General features: G+C 65.3%; 15 protein-coding genes. 4 read left to right on the top strand and 11 right to left on the bottom strand.

Annotation, left to right across the window (positions count from 1 at the left end):
- Position 1: 1 nt before the first annotated feature.
- The 7 genes from GEV01_RS23240 to GEV01_RS31550 are packed head-to-tail and all read right to left on the bottom strand — an operon-like array spanning position 2 to position 5548.
- Entirely contained in the window at positions 2–532 is a 531-nt protein-coding gene (locus GEV01_RS23240; protein ID WP_152807862.1) for a chemotaxis protein CheD, read from the bottom strand.
- Positions 529–1335 carry a CheR family methyltransferase gene (locus GEV01_RS23235; protein WP_152807861.1) on the bottom strand — a complete coding sequence of 269 codons (807 nt, stop codon included), beginning with the start codon at positions 1333–1335 and terminating at the stop codon, positions 529–531. Before GEV01_RS23235 ends, GEV01_RS23240 begins: the two co-directional genes overlap by 4 nt.
- Positions 1336–1348: 13 nt before the next feature.
- Positions 1349–1906 (bottom strand): chemotaxis protein CheW, encoded by a 558-nt coding sequence (locus tag GEV01_RS23230; RefSeq protein WP_175023191.1) that lies wholly within the window; start codon positions 1904–1906, stop codon positions 1349–1351.
- A gap of 16 nt (positions 1907–1922) precedes the next feature.
- Positions 1923–4100: a chemotaxis protein CheA gene (locus tag GEV01_RS23225; RefSeq protein ID WP_152807860.1), complete on the bottom strand. Its 2178-nt coding sequence runs from the start codon at positions 4098–4100 to the stop codon at positions 1923–1925.
- A gap of 49 nt (positions 4101–4149) precedes the next feature.
- On the bottom strand, positions 4150–4458 hold the full coding sequence (locus GEV01_RS23220; RefSeq protein ID WP_152807859.1) for an STAS domain-containing protein: 309 nt from the start codon (positions 4456–4458) through the stop codon (positions 4150–4152).
- A 16-nt stretch (positions 4459–4474) separates the two neighbouring features.
- Positions 4475–4843: a response regulator gene (locus GEV01_RS23215; RefSeq protein ID WP_008444158.1), complete on the bottom strand. Its 369-nt coding sequence runs from the start codon at positions 4841–4843 to the stop codon at positions 4475–4477.
- A gap of 21 nt (positions 4844–4864) precedes the next feature.
- Complete coding sequence (locus tag GEV01_RS31550) at positions 4865–5548, bottom strand: methyl-accepting chemotaxis protein (protein ID WP_408014836.1); 684 nt, start codon at positions 5546–5548, stop codon at positions 4865–4867.
- A gap of 768 nt (positions 5549–6316) precedes the next feature.
- Between GEV01_RS31550 and GEV01_RS23205 the strand changes: the two genes are divergently transcribed.
- Together GEV01_RS23205 and aqpZ are read left to right on the top strand one after the other, a co-directional pair.
- Complete coding sequence (locus tag GEV01_RS23205; RefSeq protein ID WP_152807858.1) at positions 6317–7876, top strand: response regulator; 1560 nt, start codon at positions 6317–6319, stop codon at positions 7874–7876.
- 109 nt (positions 7877–7985) lie between these two features.
- Complete coding sequence (gene aqpZ, locus GEV01_RS23200; protein ID WP_043479666.1) at positions 7986–8678, top strand: aquaporin Z; 693 nt, start codon at positions 7986–7988, stop codon at positions 8676–8678.
- A gap of 15 nt (positions 8679–8693) precedes the next feature.
- On the opposite strand, the gene GEV01_RS23195 is transcribed toward aqpZ, so the two are convergent.
- Positions 8694–10316, bottom strand: a complete 1623-nt coding sequence (locus tag GEV01_RS23195) for a methyl-accepting chemotaxis protein (RefSeq protein WP_152807857.1) — start codon at positions 10314–10316, stop codon at positions 8694–8696.
- Between the two features lie 271 nt (positions 10317–10587).
- On the opposite strand from GEV01_RS23195, the gene GEV01_RS23190 reads away from it, so the two are divergent.
- A complete protein-coding gene (locus tag GEV01_RS23190; protein ID WP_070272356.1) occupies positions 10588–11133 on the top strand; it encodes a Crp/Fnr family transcriptional regulator in 546 nt (181 codons plus the stop codon).
- A gap of 46 nt (positions 11134–11179) precedes the next feature.
- On the opposite strand, the gene panD is transcribed toward GEV01_RS23190, so the two are convergent.
- Positions 11180–11536, bottom strand: a complete 357-nt coding sequence (gene panD / locus GEV01_RS23185) for an aspartate 1-decarboxylase (RefSeq protein WP_152807856.1) — start codon at positions 11534–11536, stop codon at positions 11180–11182.
- 199 nt (positions 11537–11735) lie between these two features.
- Here panD and GEV01_RS23180 point away from each other — a divergent pair, with 199 nt between their 5' ends.
- Entirely contained in the window at positions 11736–13451 is a 1716-nt protein-coding gene (locus GEV01_RS23180; RefSeq protein ID WP_152807855.1) for a GGDEF domain-containing protein, read from the top strand.
- A 1-nt stretch (position 13452) separates the two neighbouring features.
- Here GEV01_RS23180 and GEV01_RS23175 read toward each other — a convergent pair whose 3' ends face one another.
- Entirely contained in the window at positions 13453–14370 is a 918-nt protein-coding gene (locus GEV01_RS23175; protein WP_152807854.1) for a hypothetical protein, read from the bottom strand.
- The gene (locus GEV01_RS23170; protein ID WP_217428478.1) at positions 14367–14822 is read right to left on the bottom strand and encodes a DUF6932 family protein; all 456 of its coding nucleotides are present in this window, start codon (positions 14820–14822) and stop codon (positions 14367–14369) included. The genes GEV01_RS23175 and GEV01_RS23170 overlap by 4 nt, the downstream gene beginning before the upstream one ends.
- Between the last annotated feature and the right edge of the window lie 58 nt (positions 14823–14880).

Raw genomic sequence — 14880 nt, 5'->3', positions numbered from 1 at the left:
CCTATTCCTTGTTTTGCGCTGCAGGGCCGCCGACCGCCGTTTCGGGCGGGACCTGGCGGCTCAGGACTTCGCCGCTGCGGATGGTGAAGATCAGTTGGCGGTGGCCTTCGCCGAACAGGCTTTCGGACACCACGTGTATGCCGTGCTGCTGCAGCGTGCTGCGCGCGTAGTCGCCGTTCTGCATGCCGATGTCGCGCACCTTGGCGTTGCGCGGAAACATGGCGGCGCCGCCGAAGATCTTGCCCTGGCACTGGATCAGCGGCACGCCATGATGGGCCAGGCCTTCCAGCAGCAGCTTCATGGCGTCGGCGCCGTAGATGCCGGGCTTGTCGTGGGCCTTGCGGCGGCCGTGCCCCGGCAGCAGGAAGTGCGACATGGCGCCGATGCGCATGGCCGGATGCCACAGCGTGACCGACACGCAGGAGCCCAGCAACGTGCGCACCCGATACCGTTCGTCGCCGACGAAATAATCGCCGGGCATCAGGAAGATATCGATCAGCTTGGAGTCGGCCATGGTCAGCGTCGCGATCATGGTTTGCGATAGATGGACGGCGCCACCGCGACCACGGTGTCGTTGATATCGTTCAGCGTTTCCGAGTGGCCGATCAGGAAGTAGCCGCCCGGCCGCAGCTGCGCCAGCAGCCGCGCCACCACCTGGCGCTTGGTCTCCAGGTTAAAGTAAATCATCACATTGCGCAGGAAGATCACGTCGAACATCCCCAGCTTGGGCAAGGGTTCGTTCAGGTTCAGGTGGCGGAACTGCACGCGCTGGCGCAGCGCCCGTTCGATCAGCATGGTGCCGGCCTCGCTGCCCTGGCCCTTGAGGCAGAAGCGTTTCAGGTAGGCCTGCGGCATCTGGCTGGCGCGCTCCATCGGATAGTGGCCGCAGCGGGCGCGCTCCAGCACGCGGGTGCTGATGTCGGTGCCCAGCACCTCCCACGCGGCGTCGCCCAGCACGTCGGCCATCACCATGGCGATGCTGTAGGTTTCCTCGCCGCTGGAACTGGCGGCGCTCCACACGCGCATGGTCTGGCGGCGCTCGCGCGCTTCGACGGCCAGGTCGCGCAGCAGCGCGAAGTGCTTGGGCTCGCGGAAGAAATAGGTTTCGTTGGTGGTCAGCAGGTCGACCGCCACTTGCAGCTCGGCCGGCTGGGCGCGGCTTTCCAGCAGGCGCAGATAGTCGCCGTAACTCTCCAGCTGGTAGTGCGCCAGGCGCTTGGCCAGGCGTCCGCTGACCAGCGCCTGCTTGCCGTTGGCCATGAAGATCCCCGCCGCCTCGTAGATGAAGCGCTGGAATTGCGTGAACTCGCGCTCGGTGATGGTAACGACTGGCATGGCGGCCGCCGCTTCAGTTGTGGTGCGTGGCGACGGTGCCGCGCGCCATCTCGACTATCTCCTCGCTCGACAGCACGTGCTCGATGTCGAGCAGGATCACGAACTTGCCATTGACCTTGCCGATGCCGGCGATGAAGTCGGGCCGGATGCGGGTGCCGAACGACGGCGCCTCCTCGATGTCGCCGGCGGCGATCTCCACCACCGCGTTGACCGAATCGACCAGCATGCCCAGCACCTGCTTGCCGTCGCCGTCGCCGTTGTCGACTTCGACGATGACGATGCAGCTGCGCTTGCCGATCACGCTGGGCGCGCGCTCGAAGCGCGCCGACAGGTCCATCACCGGCACCACGGCGCCGCGCAGGTTGATCACGCCGCGCACGCAGGCCGGCATCATCGGCACCGTGGCCAGGCTGCCGTACTCGATGATCTCCTTGATGTGCAGGATACCGACCGCGTACTGGTCCTCGCCCAGCATGAAGGTCAGGAACTGGCTGGGCAGGGCGGCGCCGCTTTGCAGCGCGACGATGGCGCTGCTCCCGTACGTCACCACATGGTCTGCGGCTGTATTCATATTGTCCTCTCCGAAGTTAGGCGGCCAGCGCGACGACGCCCTTGCCGCTGACGGCCTGCATCAGCGCGGCCACGTCCAGGATCAGCGCCACCTCGCCGCTGCCCAGGATGGTCGAGCCGCTGATGCATTTGACTTCGCTGAACATGGGGCTGAGCGGCTTGATCACGGTCTGGAATTCGCCCAGCAGGGTGTCGACCGCCAGCCCGGCGCGGTGGTTGCCCAGCTTGAGCACGACGATGCTCTCGCGCCGCGTGGCCGCGCCGTCGATGCGGAACAGCTCGCGCAGCCGCACGAAGGGCAGCACCTGGCCGCGCAGATTGCAGTAGTCCTGGCCCGGCTCGGTGGCGTATTCGATGCACTCTTCGATCATGTCCAGCGGGATGACGAACACCGAGCTGCCCACCTGCACCAGGAAGCCGTCGATGATGGCCAGCGTCAGCGGCAGGCGCACGGTGACGGTGGTTCCCGCGCCCTCCTTGCTGGAGACATCGACGCTGCCGCGCAGCGCCGTGATGTTGCGCTTGACCACGTCCATGCCGACGCCGCGCCCGGACAGGTTGGTGATCTTCTCGGCGGTCGAGAAGCCGGCCTCGAAGATCAGGTTGTAGATTTCGCTGTCGGTCAGCTTGCGGTCGGCGTCCACCAGGCCGCGTTCGACGGCCTTGGCCAGGATTTTTTCCTTGCGCAGGCCGCCGCCGTCGTCGCTGACTTCGATGACGATGCTGCCCGATTCATGGAAGGCGTTCAGCTTGATCATGCCCTTGGCCGGCTTGCCGTTGGCCACGCGCACATCGCCCGGCTCGATGCCGTGGTCCATGGCGTTGCGCACCAGGTGCATCAGCGGATCGCCGATCTTCTCGACCACGGTCTTGTCCAGCTCCGAATCCTCGCCGTCGACGATCAGGCCGATGTCCTTGCCCAGCTCGCGCGCGACGTCGTGCACCACGCGCTGGAAGCGGTTGAAGGTGGCGCCTATCTTCACCATGCGCAGTTCCAGCGCGGCGTCGCGCACTTCCTCCACCAGACCGGACAGCGTCGAGGTGCATTCCTGCAGCTCGGTGTTCTGGATATGCTGGCCTATCATGTTGGCGCGGGCGCCGGCGATGATCAGTTCGCCGACCAGGTCGATCAGGCGGTCCAGCTTATCGGAATCGACGCGGATAGACCGGCTTTCCTGCGCCTTCTGCTCGCTGACCTGCTTCTGCTTGGCCAGCGCGGCCTCCACCACCACCGGCGGCACGCTGCCGGCGCCGACCAGGATGCTGCCCAGCTGCTGCGGCACGACCTCGTCCTGCGGGTTGTCGGGATGGGATTGCTGGTGCAGCGCGCCCTCCAGCTCGTGCGAGGTGACGCTGCCGCAGCGCACCAGGATCTCGCCCAGCCGCGCGGCCTGCTCGGGCAAGGCGCGGATCAGGTCGACGTAGTGCGACACCTTGCTGTGCGGCGGGATGATGCGGATCTCGCAATCGTCCTGCACGAACTCGAACACGCCGGCGATGGCTTCGCGGTCGGCCGCGCTGTCGAAGGCGATCTCGAAGCCCAGATAGCACAGCTCGGCGTCCATTTCCTCGGCCGGCGGCATGGCGTCGGGCACGGTGGCGATGCCGACGATCTTGCCCAGCTTGGCCAGGTAGCGCAGGAAGGCGATCGGGTCCATGCCGTTCTGCAGCACGCCGCGGCCGAAGCGCAGCGAGATGTGCCAGTAGTCGCTGTCGCCGCGCTCCTGGTCGATGCGTTCGACGCCCGGCTCGGCGTGCACCGCCAGCGGCGCGTCGGCGGCCTGGGCTTCCTCGGCGTGGCCGCCCGCCATGTGGCGGCGCAGCTGTTGCAGCAGCATCTCGCCTTCCGGCGCGGTGTCGGGGTCGGCGTCGAGGCGGCCGGCGGCCAGCGCGTCGGTCATGCCGGACAGGTAATCGCAACAGGACAGCAGCAGCACGATCATCTCGTCGTTGAGCACCACGCGGCCGTCGCGCACCTCGTCGAGCAGGCTCTCGACCACGTGGGTGAAGGCGACGATGTGGTCCAGGCTGAACAGGCCGGCCGATCCCTTGATGGTGTGGGCCGCTCGGAAGATGGCGTTGATCGCCTCGCTCTGGTCGCCCGCGATGTCGACGTTGAGCAGCGCGTTTTCCATCTCTTCCAGCAGCTCGCGGCTTTCGGTGATAAAGGTCTGTAGTGCTTCGTCCAGGTTCATGGCATGCCCTCGGAACAAAAAGAAACAGATGGATGCGGCAGGTAGGTGATCAGGTGTGTATCAGCAGGGCGTCGCCGAAGAAGGCGCCCATGTCCAGCATGTCGAAGATCTCCACCACGGCGGGACTGTGCTGCAGCAGCCGCAGTTCGCGCTGGTCGGCGTTGGCGGTCAGCTTGGCCAGCATCAGCACCTGCAGGCCGGCCGTATCGAGCTCGGTGATGCCGGACAGGTCGATCTCCAGCACCTGGGTCTTGCGCAGCGCTTCCAGCACCGTGGTCTTCAGGTCGGCCGCGCGATAAATGGTCATCTCGCCGTCGAGGGCGATGCGAGCGACTGCTGCTCCAGTTTGATCGGACATGACGTCCTCCGTGGGGTTATGGCATGACGAGTTTGGCGACGGCGCCCAGCAGCACTTCCGGCTTGAACGGCTTGACCACCCAGGCCTTGGCGCCGGCCGCCTTGCCCTCTTCCTTCTTGCTTTCCTGCGACTCGGTGGTCAGCATGATGACGGGCGTGAACTTGTACAGCGGCAGCTGCTTGAACTGCTTGACGAAGGTGATGCCATCCATGTTGGGCATGTTGACGTCGCACACCACCAGATGGATTTTCTGGCCGGTGCATTTGGACAGCGCGTCGACGCCGTCGCGGCCTTCGATCACCTCGTAGCCCGCGCCCTTGAGCGCGATGCCGACCACTTGTCGCAGGGAAGCCGAATCGTCGACCACCATGATGGTTTTTGCCATGTTCTTTACCTCGCTAGCACATCAGAAAAAAGTGATCTCGTCGGCCGCCGCGGCCACCGGCGCCGCGTGGCTGTCGCCGCCGTGCACCGCGTGCTCCTCGGCCATGGCGTAGGTCTTTTGCAGTTCGTGCAGCAGCGGCTGCGGGTCCAGCGCTTCCAGCACCTGGTCGGCGGTGTAGCGGTCGCGGTTGTCGCGCAGCAGCGCCGGCAGCAGCTCCATGTTTTCGCGCACGTGCGCCATCACCTGGCTGACGCGGTCCTGGAACTGCAGCTGCACCAGCGCCTCGCCCACCTCGCCCTGGATGCCGATGCTGTCCTGCTTGAGCTTTTCGGCCGATTGCACCAGCGCGTCGGTCATCGTGCGGAAGTCGCCCAGCACCGATTCGATCATGCCTTCGGCCGACTGCATCGACTTGTCTTCCTGCTCGCTCGATTGTTCGGCGGCCTGGCTGGCGGCCAGGATGGCGCTGCTGATCAGGCCGACGCGGTTGGAGATGTTGCGGCCGGTCTCGGCCGAGCGGCTCGACAGGTTGCGCACTTCCTGCGCCACCACGGCGAAGCCGCGCCCGGCGGGACCGGCGCGCGCCGCTTCGATGGCGGCATTCAGCGCCAGCAGATTGGTCTGGGCGGCGATGCTGGCCACGCCTTCGGCCATGTCGCGCAGTTCGCGGGTGAAGCGTTCCAGGTCCTTGATTTGCGCCAGCATCGCGTGCTTGGACGACATCGCCGACTTCATCGACGTCACCACCGAGCCGAGCTGGGTTTCGCTGCGCGAGAAGATTTCGGTCATGGAGTTGCCAGCCCCTTTGCCGCCGCCCTTGCCGCCATCATGGCTGGACACGTGGACCGCGTCGTCGAGCTTGTCGACGATGTTGGAGAAGCGCCCGGCCAGGTCGGCCACGGCTTCCTCCATCTGGTTGCGGGAATTTTCTATGTGGCGGCACCAGATCGGCAGCACGGCGTCGCCGAAGCGTTCGCGCGCGGCCAGGTAGTCGTCGATCATGGCTTGCTCGCCGCCGCCCAGCGCGGCGGCGCCGGCGCCGCGCGCGCACCACGCGGCAGCCGCCAGCAGCAGGGCCGACCACAGGACTGTGTACCAGCCCCAGGCGCTCCAACCCGCGACCATCGTTCCCAACGCGCCCCCGCCGGCCAGGCCGAAGGGGACCAGAATTTTGCTGTCGAAGCCGCTATTGTTCTTCACTGGACGCCACCCCACTGTAGTCTCCCGGCACTCTCGATAGGGATGCCGTGGAGTCCAACTGTATCTCAGAAACTTGGCCTGCGCCACAATGTAGGTGGCGTATTAATTGTATCTGTGTTTTACGCGACAACACTTCAATTAGCTTCCGATGGGAAATAATTTACGTTTAAGATGGTGGCTGGTGCGCCCGCTCTCCGCGCATCTGTTGCACCCGCGCAACCGCGCCCCGGGCGCCCCGCCGGCGGCGCCTGACTATCACGCTGGAACCTGCCTATGCCCGCTTTGAATATCGACCTGTCGCTGCCGCTGCTGGTGGTGGACGACAACCAGCAGATGCGCTCCGTGGTCAAGGGCATCCTTGCCGACCTCGGCTTCGTCAACGTGTTCCTGGCCGGCAGCGGCGAGGAAGCGTGCCGCATCCTCAACGAGCGGCCGATCGCCGCCGTCATTTCCGATCTCGACATGCCCGGCATGAACGGCCTGCAGCTGTTGCAGTGGGTGCGCGCCAACCTGGCCGATGCCGAGCTGCCCTTCATGCTGCTGCCCAGCGAGGCCAACCGCGACGGCTTGCGCGCGGCGGCCCAGGCCGGCGTGACCGACTGCCTGATCAAACCGTTCACGCTGGCGACCTTCCACAGCAAGCTGCAGGCGATGTTCCAGTCGCGCGGCGACGCCGCCGTCAAGCGTGCCGCCGTGCGCCGCGCCGCCATGCCGGCCGCGCCCGTCCCTGCGCCTGCGCCGGCGCCGCTGATCGGCCTGGAGCGCCCGCTGGAAGAACGGCTGCGCGAAGCGACCGTGCTGGTGGTGGACGACATCGCCACCAACATCAAGGTCATCGCCGGCATGCTGGCCGAGGACGGCTACGGCGTGAAGGTGGCGATCTCCGGCAAGAAGGCGCTGGAGATCATTCCCGTGTACCGGCCCGACATCATCCTGCTCGACGTGATGATGCCGGAGATGGATGGCTTCGAAGTATGCCGCCGGCTCAAGGCCGATCCGGCCACCGCCGACATCCCGGTGATCTTCCTGTCCGCCAAGGACCAGGCCGAGGACATCGTCGGCGGCCTGGAGCTGGGCGCGGTGGACTACGTGACCAAGCCGGTCGATCCCACCATCCTCAAGGCCCGCCTGCGCACCCATCTGCGGCTGGCCGGCATGATGGCCGAACTGCGGCGGCAGAACGCGGCCGTGGCCGACAACGCCCATCTGCGCGAGGAAGTCGAACGCCTGAGCCGCTACGACCTGGCGGCGCCGCTGGCCGAAGTGCTGGATGCCAGCGCGCGGCTGCTAGCCGATCCCACGCTGGCGCCGCCGCAGCGCGAGCGCATGGCCGTGCTGGACGAGGCGGCGCGGCGCGCGCTGCGGCTCGCCAGCCTGTCGCTGGAACTGTGCCGCATCGAACAGGGCGCCAGTCACCCGCACGCCGAGCAGGTGGCGCTCAACCCGCTGCTGGCGCGCGCCACCTCGGCCGTCGCCGCCAGCCATCCGGTGATGCTGCCGGCGCAGCCGGCCACGCTGCTGGCCAACGGCACGCTGTGCCACATGCTGTTCGAGCACCTGGCGCTGAACGCGGCGGCCCACACGCCGGCCGGCACCTCCATCGTGCTGGGCGCGACGCTGGACGGCGGCCACTGGGCGCTGACGCTGGAATACGCCGGCGTGCTGCCGGCCGCGCAGCGCGCCTGCCTGCAGGGCCAGGCCGGACGACCGGACGACGAGCAGGCGCTGCCCATGTACGCGGCCCGCCTGCTGGCGCAGGTCCAGGGCGGCACGCTGGCCGCGCTGGACGACAGCGCGCGCAGCCGCTTGCTGCTGCGTTTGCCGGCCGGTTGAAAACTCTGCACTCGACATTTGCGCCTATCCCGGGTAGATTGCCAACGTTGCATAGAAACTATGCAAAATTGACTATCAAGAAACATCAGTAAACACAGGGGAAAACAATATGAAACAATATGGCGCGGAATTTTTTGGAACGTTTTGGCTGGTACTGGGCGGCTGCGGCAGCGCGGTGCTGGCGGCGGCCTTCCCGGGCGTCGGCATCGGCTTGCTGGGCGTGTCGCTGGCCTTCGGCCTGACGGTGCTGACCATGGCCTACGCCATCGGCCACATCTCTGGCTGCCACCTGAACCCGGCGGTATCGATCGGCCTGTGGGCCGGCGGCCGCTTCCCGGCCAATAAGCTGCTGCCTTACATCGTCGCCCAGGTGCTGGGCGCCATCGTCGCCGGCGGCGTGCTGTACACCATCGCCAGCGGCAAGGCCGGCTTCGACGTCATGGGCGGCTTCGCCTCCAACGGCTACGGCGCGCATTCGCCAGGCGGCTACTCGCTGCTGGCCGCGCTGGTGACGGAAGTGGTCATGACCATGATGTTCCTGCTGATTATCCTGGGCGCCACCGACGAGCGCGCACCGAAAGGCTTCGCACCGCTGCCTATCGGTCTGGGCCTGACGCTGATCCACCTGATCAGCATCCCTGTCACCAACACCTCGGTCAACCCTGCGCGCAGCACCGGCGTGGCGCTGTACGTGGGCGACTGGGCCACCAGCCAGCTGTGGCTGTTCTGGGTTGCGCCTATCGTCGGCGCACTGCTGGGCGCGGCGATCTACCGCTTCATCGGCTCGCCGGAAAAAGCGTAAACCGTTTAGCTGGTTTCAGCCACCTGGAGCCAGCATGGGGCGCGCACCGCCGCGCCCCTGCACGGCCGGCCACCGTGGCGCGGCGTCGCCCAGCTTGAAGATGCTGACGGCGTCGGCCAGCTTGGCGGCTTGTTCCTGCATCGCATCGGCCGCTGCGGCGGCCTGCTCCACCAGCGCGGCGTTCTGCTGCGTCACATGATCCATCTGCGTGATTGAATTGTTGATCTGCTCGATGCCGTTGGTCTGCTCGCTGCTGGCGGTGCTGATCTCGGCCATGATGTCGGTCACGCGGCGGATGCTCGACACCACCTCCTCCATCGTGCTGCCGGCCTGACCCACCAGGCGCGTACCGGCCGCCACCTTGCCCACCGAATCGTCGATCAGCGCCTTGATCTCCTTGGCGGCGCTGGCCGAACGCTGCGCCAGGTTGCGCACCTCGGACGCCACCACCGCGAAGCCACGGCCCTGCTCGCCCGCGCGCGCCGCTTCCACGGCGGCGTTGAGCGCCAGGATATTGGTCTGGAAGGCGATGCCGTCGATGACGCCGATGATGTCGACGATCTTCTTCGACGATTCGTCGATCGAGGCCATGGTCTGCACCACGTCCGACACCACGGCGCCGCCGCGCTGCGCCACATCCGAGGCCGACGCCGCCAGCTGGTTGGCCTGGCGCGCGTTCTCGGCGTTCTGCTTGACGGTGCTGGTCAGCTCTTCCATCGACGAGGCGGTTTCCTCCAGCGAACTGGCCTGCTGTTCGGTGCGCGAGGACAGGTCGAGGTTGCCGGCGGCGATCTGCGAGGACGCGGTGGCGATGGCGTCCGTACCGTTGCGCACGTCGCTGACGATGCGCACCAGGCCGCCCGACATGCGGTGCAGCGCCTGCAGCAGCTTGCCCGGCTCGTCCTGGCTGTAGCCGGTGGCGGCGCGGTTGCTGTGGTCGACCAGGTCGCCGCCGGCCACGCATTCGGCCAGCGCCACCGCCTCGTTGATGGGACGGGTGATGCCGGCCGTCAGCCACCACGCGAACGCCACGCTGAAGGCCACCACCAGCGCCGCCATCGCCACCAGCAGGTTGCGGCTGTCCTTGGCCACCTGGTCGATGCGGGCGGCGGCGGCATCGATTTCCTTGCGCTGATGATCCAGCATTTTTTGCAGCATCGCTTCGTAGGTCTTGGCGGCCGGGATGTAGGTCTCGTCGAGCAGCCTGGTGGCGACGTCGGCGTCGCCGGCGGCCTTGGCCTTCATGACGCCGTCGCGCCCGGCGACGTAGGCCTTGCGGGTGTTGACCAGATCGGCCATCAGGGCCTTGTCGTCGTCGGTGGCCAGTTCCTCGATCTTCTTGATCAGGCCCTGGGCGTAGGCGGTGGAATTCTTGGCTTCCTCGGCAAAGAAGGTGGCCAGCACCGGATCGGCGCTCTTGGCCACGGCGGTGGTGCGGCGGATGCCGGCGAACACCACGCGGTACCAGTCGGCGATCAGACGTTCCTTGGCCAGCGGCAGTTCCATCATGGCGCGGGTGGATTCGGCCACGCCCTGCAGGCGGTAGATGCCCAGCCCGGTGTTCAGTATCAGGATGGCGAGGATGACGGCAAAGCCCAGCGACAGGCGGCGTCCTATGCTGAGATCGGTGATTTTCATGGCTGTCTCCCGTGGCTGATTAGTTGCCTATGGTAACGCCGATTTCAGCCGCCATTCAACTGGTTTAAGTTTGAAATATATTTTCGATTTACATTCCAAATCACAACAAAAATTGCGTTAAGGACTGAGAAAACGTTTACACTTCCGGGACTTATGTACGGCCATTTACATGCCGGAACGAAAAACACCACGAAAAATGAACCAGGCATTCTTAGACCACAGAGCAAAGTACCGGGATATTGTTGCCCGGAGATACAAAGTCACGGCTGACATGTATGACGAGGTGACGCGCATGCTGGCGCCGCTGGCGGTACCGGTCAGCATGCGCAAGGGCGAGTACCTGCAGCGCATCGGCGTCGTCGCCAACAGCGTGGTGTGGCTGCACAGCGGCGTGGCGCGCACCGGTTTCATCACCGAGACCGGCAACGAGGTGACGCTGCATTTCCTGACCGACGGCGAGCCGGCGGCGGCGCACGACGACCTGCTGCGCGCGCGCGAGGACGAGCCGGCGCTCAATTTCGTGGTGGCGGAGACGGCCGTGCACGGCTACCGGCTGGACTGGCTGGAGATCAGCAAGCTCACGATGAGCAACAGCCTGTTGCGGGATTACTATCTGCGGGTGTCGGAGCGCGGCATCATCGACCAGAGCCGCAGGCTGTACCTGAGCGCCTCGCCGGCGCAGGGGCGGCTGAGCGCCTTCCGGCGCGAGTATCCGGGGCTGGAGCAGCGCATCTCGCAGAAGGTGGTGGCATCCTTCCTGGGCATCACGCCGCAGTACATGTCGCAGCTGCTGCGCAACGACGGCATGTCCAAGTAAAAAAAGCCGCCGGCCCTTGGGGCGGCGGCTCTCTTTGTTCAAAGGCTTACTTCATGCCCTTGATCTTGTTCTTGTCATCGACAAAAACGACTTTCGGCTTGTAGTCGCGGGCCTGATCTTCGGTCATCGGCGCGTAGGTGCAGATGATCAGCAGGTCGCCCAGCTGGGCGCGGCGCGCGGCGGCGCCGTTCAGCGAGATCTCGCCCGTGCCGCGCAGGCCCGGAATGGCGTAGGTAGCAAAGCGCTCGCCATTGTTCACGTTGTACAACTCGATCTTCTCGTTGACCCAGATATCGGCCGCATCCAGCAGATCCTGGTCGATACCGCAGGAACCCTCGTAATTCAGGTCAGCCTGCGTGACCGTCACACGGTGCAGCTTGGAGCGCAGCATAACTCGTTGCATAGACATCTTCTTCATCCCTCAATTATTAATCATTCAAGCTTTGCATCAAAACAAACACCCCTGCCGTGACGCGCGGGCGCCATCGTACCATTAGCCGCCTGCCGGCGTCTCATTTCCCCCCGCCGCCGCCCCAACAACCACAGCCGCCCGGCTTTATGGCATATTGCTACCTAGCAAATTGAAATGCAGGCTGGCAGCAATGAGACTAACCCGACTATTCACCCTGGCCAGCGCCGTGCTGGCGTTGCTGGTGTGCGGCATGCTGGGCCGTCTGCTGTGGGGCGAATGGGAACACTACCGCGCAGCCGGCACCGGCCACCACACGCTGCAATTGATGCAGCGCGCCATGGTCGCCGCTGAAAAACTCTCCTACGAACGAGGCCCGGTCAACGCCGTGCTGGGCGACCACTTGCCGGCCGATCCGGCCCGCCATGCCCGGCTGCTGCGCGCCCGCGCCGACACCGACCTGGCGCTGGCGCAACTGCGCCAGGACCTGGCCGCCGACGCCGGTCCCGCCACCGCGCTGGCGCCGCTGTACGACGCGCTGGGCGCGGCCCGCCTGACGGTCGACCAGCTGGCCGCGCTGCCGCCGGCCGAGCGCACGCCGGAACGATTGGACGCCGCCATCGAACGCATGTTCCAGCTGGTGCCGCTGGCGCTGAACGCCGTCACCAGCTACACCCGCGCCTCGGAACAGGTGTATCCGCGCATCGCCCGCATCCTGATGAAGGCCCGCCTGACCGTCGAGCTGCGCGAGTTCGCCGGCCGTCTCGGCTCGGCGCTGACGGTGCCGCTGGCCGCGCCGCGGCCGCTGACCGAGGCCGACCACCAGCGCCTGCAATTCCTGCGCGGCCGCATCGAACAGCTGCGCCAGCTGATCAAGATCCCCAGCAGCGACATCGACAGCGAGCCGCGCGTGCTGGCGGCGGTGGCGCGCATGGACGAGGTGTATTTCGCGGCCGGCCAGCGACTGGTCGCCGAGGTCGAGCAGGCCAGCCGCGCCGGCCGCGCCTACGGCATGGACACCGGCCAGTTCGCGCAGCGCTACGTGCCCTGCATGGCGCCCATCCTGGCGCTGCGCGACGTGCTGCTGCAGGAGGCGCAGACGCAAGCCCTGCAAGACTACGAAGCCGCGCGGCACGAGCTGGTGCTGGCCTTGCTGGTGGGCGCCGCCATCCTGCTGGCGTTGACGCTGCTGCTGGCCATCGTGCGGCGGCGCGTGGTGGTGCCGCTGCTGCGCGCCACGCGCGCCGTGGTCCGGCTGGGCAACGGCGATTTCTCGATGCCGCCCAGCGGCGCCAGGCGCGACGACGAAATCGGCGACATGCTGCGCGCGCTGGCGACGCTGCGCGCCAACAGCATGGACCGTCAACGGCTGGAGCAGGAGCGCGTGCGCCTGATCGAGGAACTGCGGCTGCGCGCCGACACCGATTACCTGACCGGCATCCTGAACCGCCGCGCCTTCACGGCGGCCGGCAACCTGCGCCTGCGCGGCGCGCGCGACCAGGGCGAATCGCTGGCGGTGATTTTGTTCGACGTCGACCACTTCAAGTCGGTCAACGACTCCTACGGCCACGACGCCGGCGACCAGGTGTTGATACGCATCGCCGAGGTGGTGCGCGACAGCCTGCGCGACGGCGAGATCGTGGCGCGCTACGGCGGCGAAGAATTCGTGGTGATGCCCACCTACTGCGGGCTGGAGGCGGCGCACGCGCTGGCCGAGCGGCTGCGGGAGGCGATCTCGCGCGAGCCGCTGACGCTGTCCGACGGCCACATCCTGCGCGTGACGGCCAGCTTCGGCGTGGCCGTGGCGCACGGCCCGCACGCCGCGCTGGACGATTTGTTCCATGCTGCCGACCTGGCGCTGTACCGCGCCAAACGCAACGGCCGCAACCGGGTCGAGCAGCAGGCTTAGGCTACGATTCGACCAAGCCTATCATCAACCTCTTGAGTACATCTTTTTTTGCGACAGCATTCCAGTATTTGGTCGTCCGCACCAGCAGCGTAGCCGATTTTCTGATCGCCAGCCGCTGTACCGCCTCGGTCTGATCCAGCGGAAATCTAACCAACACTTTTCCTTGATGAGTGCGGATTTCCAAGCGTCCGGTATCCGTGATGCCGGATACCGAACCAGAAATCTTTTCATCGTAAACTTCCGGCTCCGCGACGGCATCCAACAACACCTTCACGCGCACGATTTCGTCAGTGCTTCCCTGCCATGTAAAACGCTGAGTTGGCGACTGCCAGGAAAACTCAGCGGACAGCCCAGCCGTTCTGATCGCCTTCATCGCATCGCCAAAATGACTGGCCGCACGGCCGCCCATTGCATCGACCGCGTCATAAAAAGCGTCATTGTCTGCCGCCAGGAGATTGAACGTTTGCGTCAACGTTGCATGTAGCAGACTTTCACCCGACAAATCGGCGGCAGCATTGCCAGTTAAGGAAATTCTGGCCGACCCTCGCGACAATCCAGCCAGCCTCAGATTCAGGGCATCGACTATCTCGCCGCCAATACGCCCATCGATCGCACCATGGCGGATACGGTAAGCCGCAGCCTTCCAGGCCTTCAGCAACGGCTCTGCAATACGAATAAAAGCATCCAGGGAAATCGCCCCATCTGCCTGCGGGCCGATAAACCGTAAGTCGAGCAACTCACCGACCTGTTCGGCACTAGCCAGCCGCACTTCCAGCGCGGCGTCCGCTGCGGCCTGCTCTTGATTTTTTGCGGTCGCTTGCAGCCAGAAATCAGCGGGGTTCTCGGCCGCACGCTGTGACGTTTCGCGCGCAAACTCGGCTAGCGTCTGAGCGTGCTTCTTCAGGAATTCAATGCTCATATACATAGCTCCACAAAACCCTTGGCACGCTTGCCATCGTGCTGAAAACCGAATAGTCCACGCCAATAGGCCTCACGACTCAATTTTTGACTTGGCGCTGGGCTTTCCATATACAAATCAATCCCAAACTGGGCACCTACACCAACGCGTTCAATCAGCGGCAACACTTTCTGCTTTTCTGAATCGCTTAGCTGCACGGTAAAAGACGGGCTCCACATCACGCAGTCGATGTCATCCGGTGCAAACTTGGTGGTCAGGTATGAGCCGTCTATCCACAGTATAGCGCTTACATATTTTGCCTGGAGATTTGAAACCCACTGCTGAAATAGCAGGAAAAGGCGCTGCCGCTGGTCGTCGTTTGGGAAAGGAGCGACCGCCAGGCGCTCGAATTCCGAGAGCGTCATTCGATGTACGCCTGCGCTCAGCAGCGGTGGGGAATCTGGCTTATTCAACGTAGCTCCCTATCACAATGAACTCGGTCAATCTTAACCGTGATAGCACTCCGGATTT

The sequence above is a fragment of the Rugamonas rivuli genome, from assembly GCF_009380165.1.
GTDB classification, from domain to species: Bacteria; Pseudomonadota; Gammaproteobacteria; order Burkholderiales; family Burkholderiaceae_D; genus Rugamonas; species Rugamonas rivuli.
The sequence above is the reverse complement of the archived record's forward strand: the minus strand, read 5'-3'. Positions and strand labels throughout refer to the sequence as shown.

Excerpts from the sequence above, each read along its gene's own strand:
- panD (WP_152807856.1), bottom strand. The coding sequence starts at position 11,536 with ATGCAACGAGTTATGCTGCGCTCCAAGCTGCACCGTGTGACGGTCACG.
- GEV01_RS23175 (WP_152807854.1), bottom strand. The coding sequence starts at position 14,370 with ATGAGCATTGAATTCCTGAAGAAGCACGCTCAGACGCTAGCCGAGTTT.
- aqpZ (WP_043479666.1), top strand. The coding sequence starts at position 7,986 with ATGAAACAATATGGCGCGGAATTTTTTGGAACGTTTTGGCTGGTACTG.
- GEV01_RS23215 (WP_008444158.1), bottom strand. The coding sequence starts at position 4,843 with ATGGCAAAAACCATCATGGTGGTCGACGATTCGGCTTCCCTGCGACAA.
- GEV01_RS23240 (WP_152807862.1), bottom strand. The coding sequence starts at position 532 with ATGATCGCGACGCTGACCATGGCCGACTCCAAGCTGATCGATATCTTC.
- GEV01_RS23190 (WP_070272356.1), top strand. The coding sequence starts at position 10,588 with ATGTATGACGAGGTGACGCGCATGCTGGCGCCGCTGGCGGTACCGGTC.
- GEV01_RS23235 (WP_152807861.1), bottom strand. The coding sequence starts at position 1,335 with ATGCCAGTCGTTACCATCACCGAGCGCGAGTTCACGCAATTCCAGCGC.
- GEV01_RS23225 (WP_152807860.1), bottom strand. The coding sequence starts at position 4,100 with ATGAACCTGGACGAAGCACTACAGACCTTTATCACCGAAAGCCGCGAG.
- GEV01_RS23195 (WP_152807857.1), bottom strand. The coding sequence starts at position 10,316 with ATGAAAATCACCGATCTCAGCATAGGACGCCGCCTGTCGCTGGGCTTT.
- GEV01_RS23220 (WP_152807859.1), bottom strand. The coding sequence starts at position 4,458 with ATGTCCGATCAAACTGGAGCAGCAGTCGCTCGCATCGCCCTCGACGGC.
- GEV01_RS23205 (WP_152807858.1), top strand. The coding sequence starts at position 6,317 with ATGCCCGCTTTGAATATCGACCTGTCGCTGCCGCTGCTGGTGGTGGAC.
- GEV01_RS23230 (WP_175023191.1), bottom strand. The coding sequence starts at position 1,906 with ATGAATACAGCCGCAGACCATGTGGTGACGTACGGGAGCAGCGCCATC.
- GEV01_RS31550 (WP_408014836.1), bottom strand. The coding sequence starts at position 5,548 with ATGCTGGCGCAAATCAAGGACCTGGAACGCTTCACCCGCGAACTGCGC.
- GEV01_RS23180 (WP_152807855.1), top strand. The coding sequence starts at position 11,736 with ATGAGACTAACCCGACTATTCACCCTGGCCAGCGCCGTGCTGGCGTTG.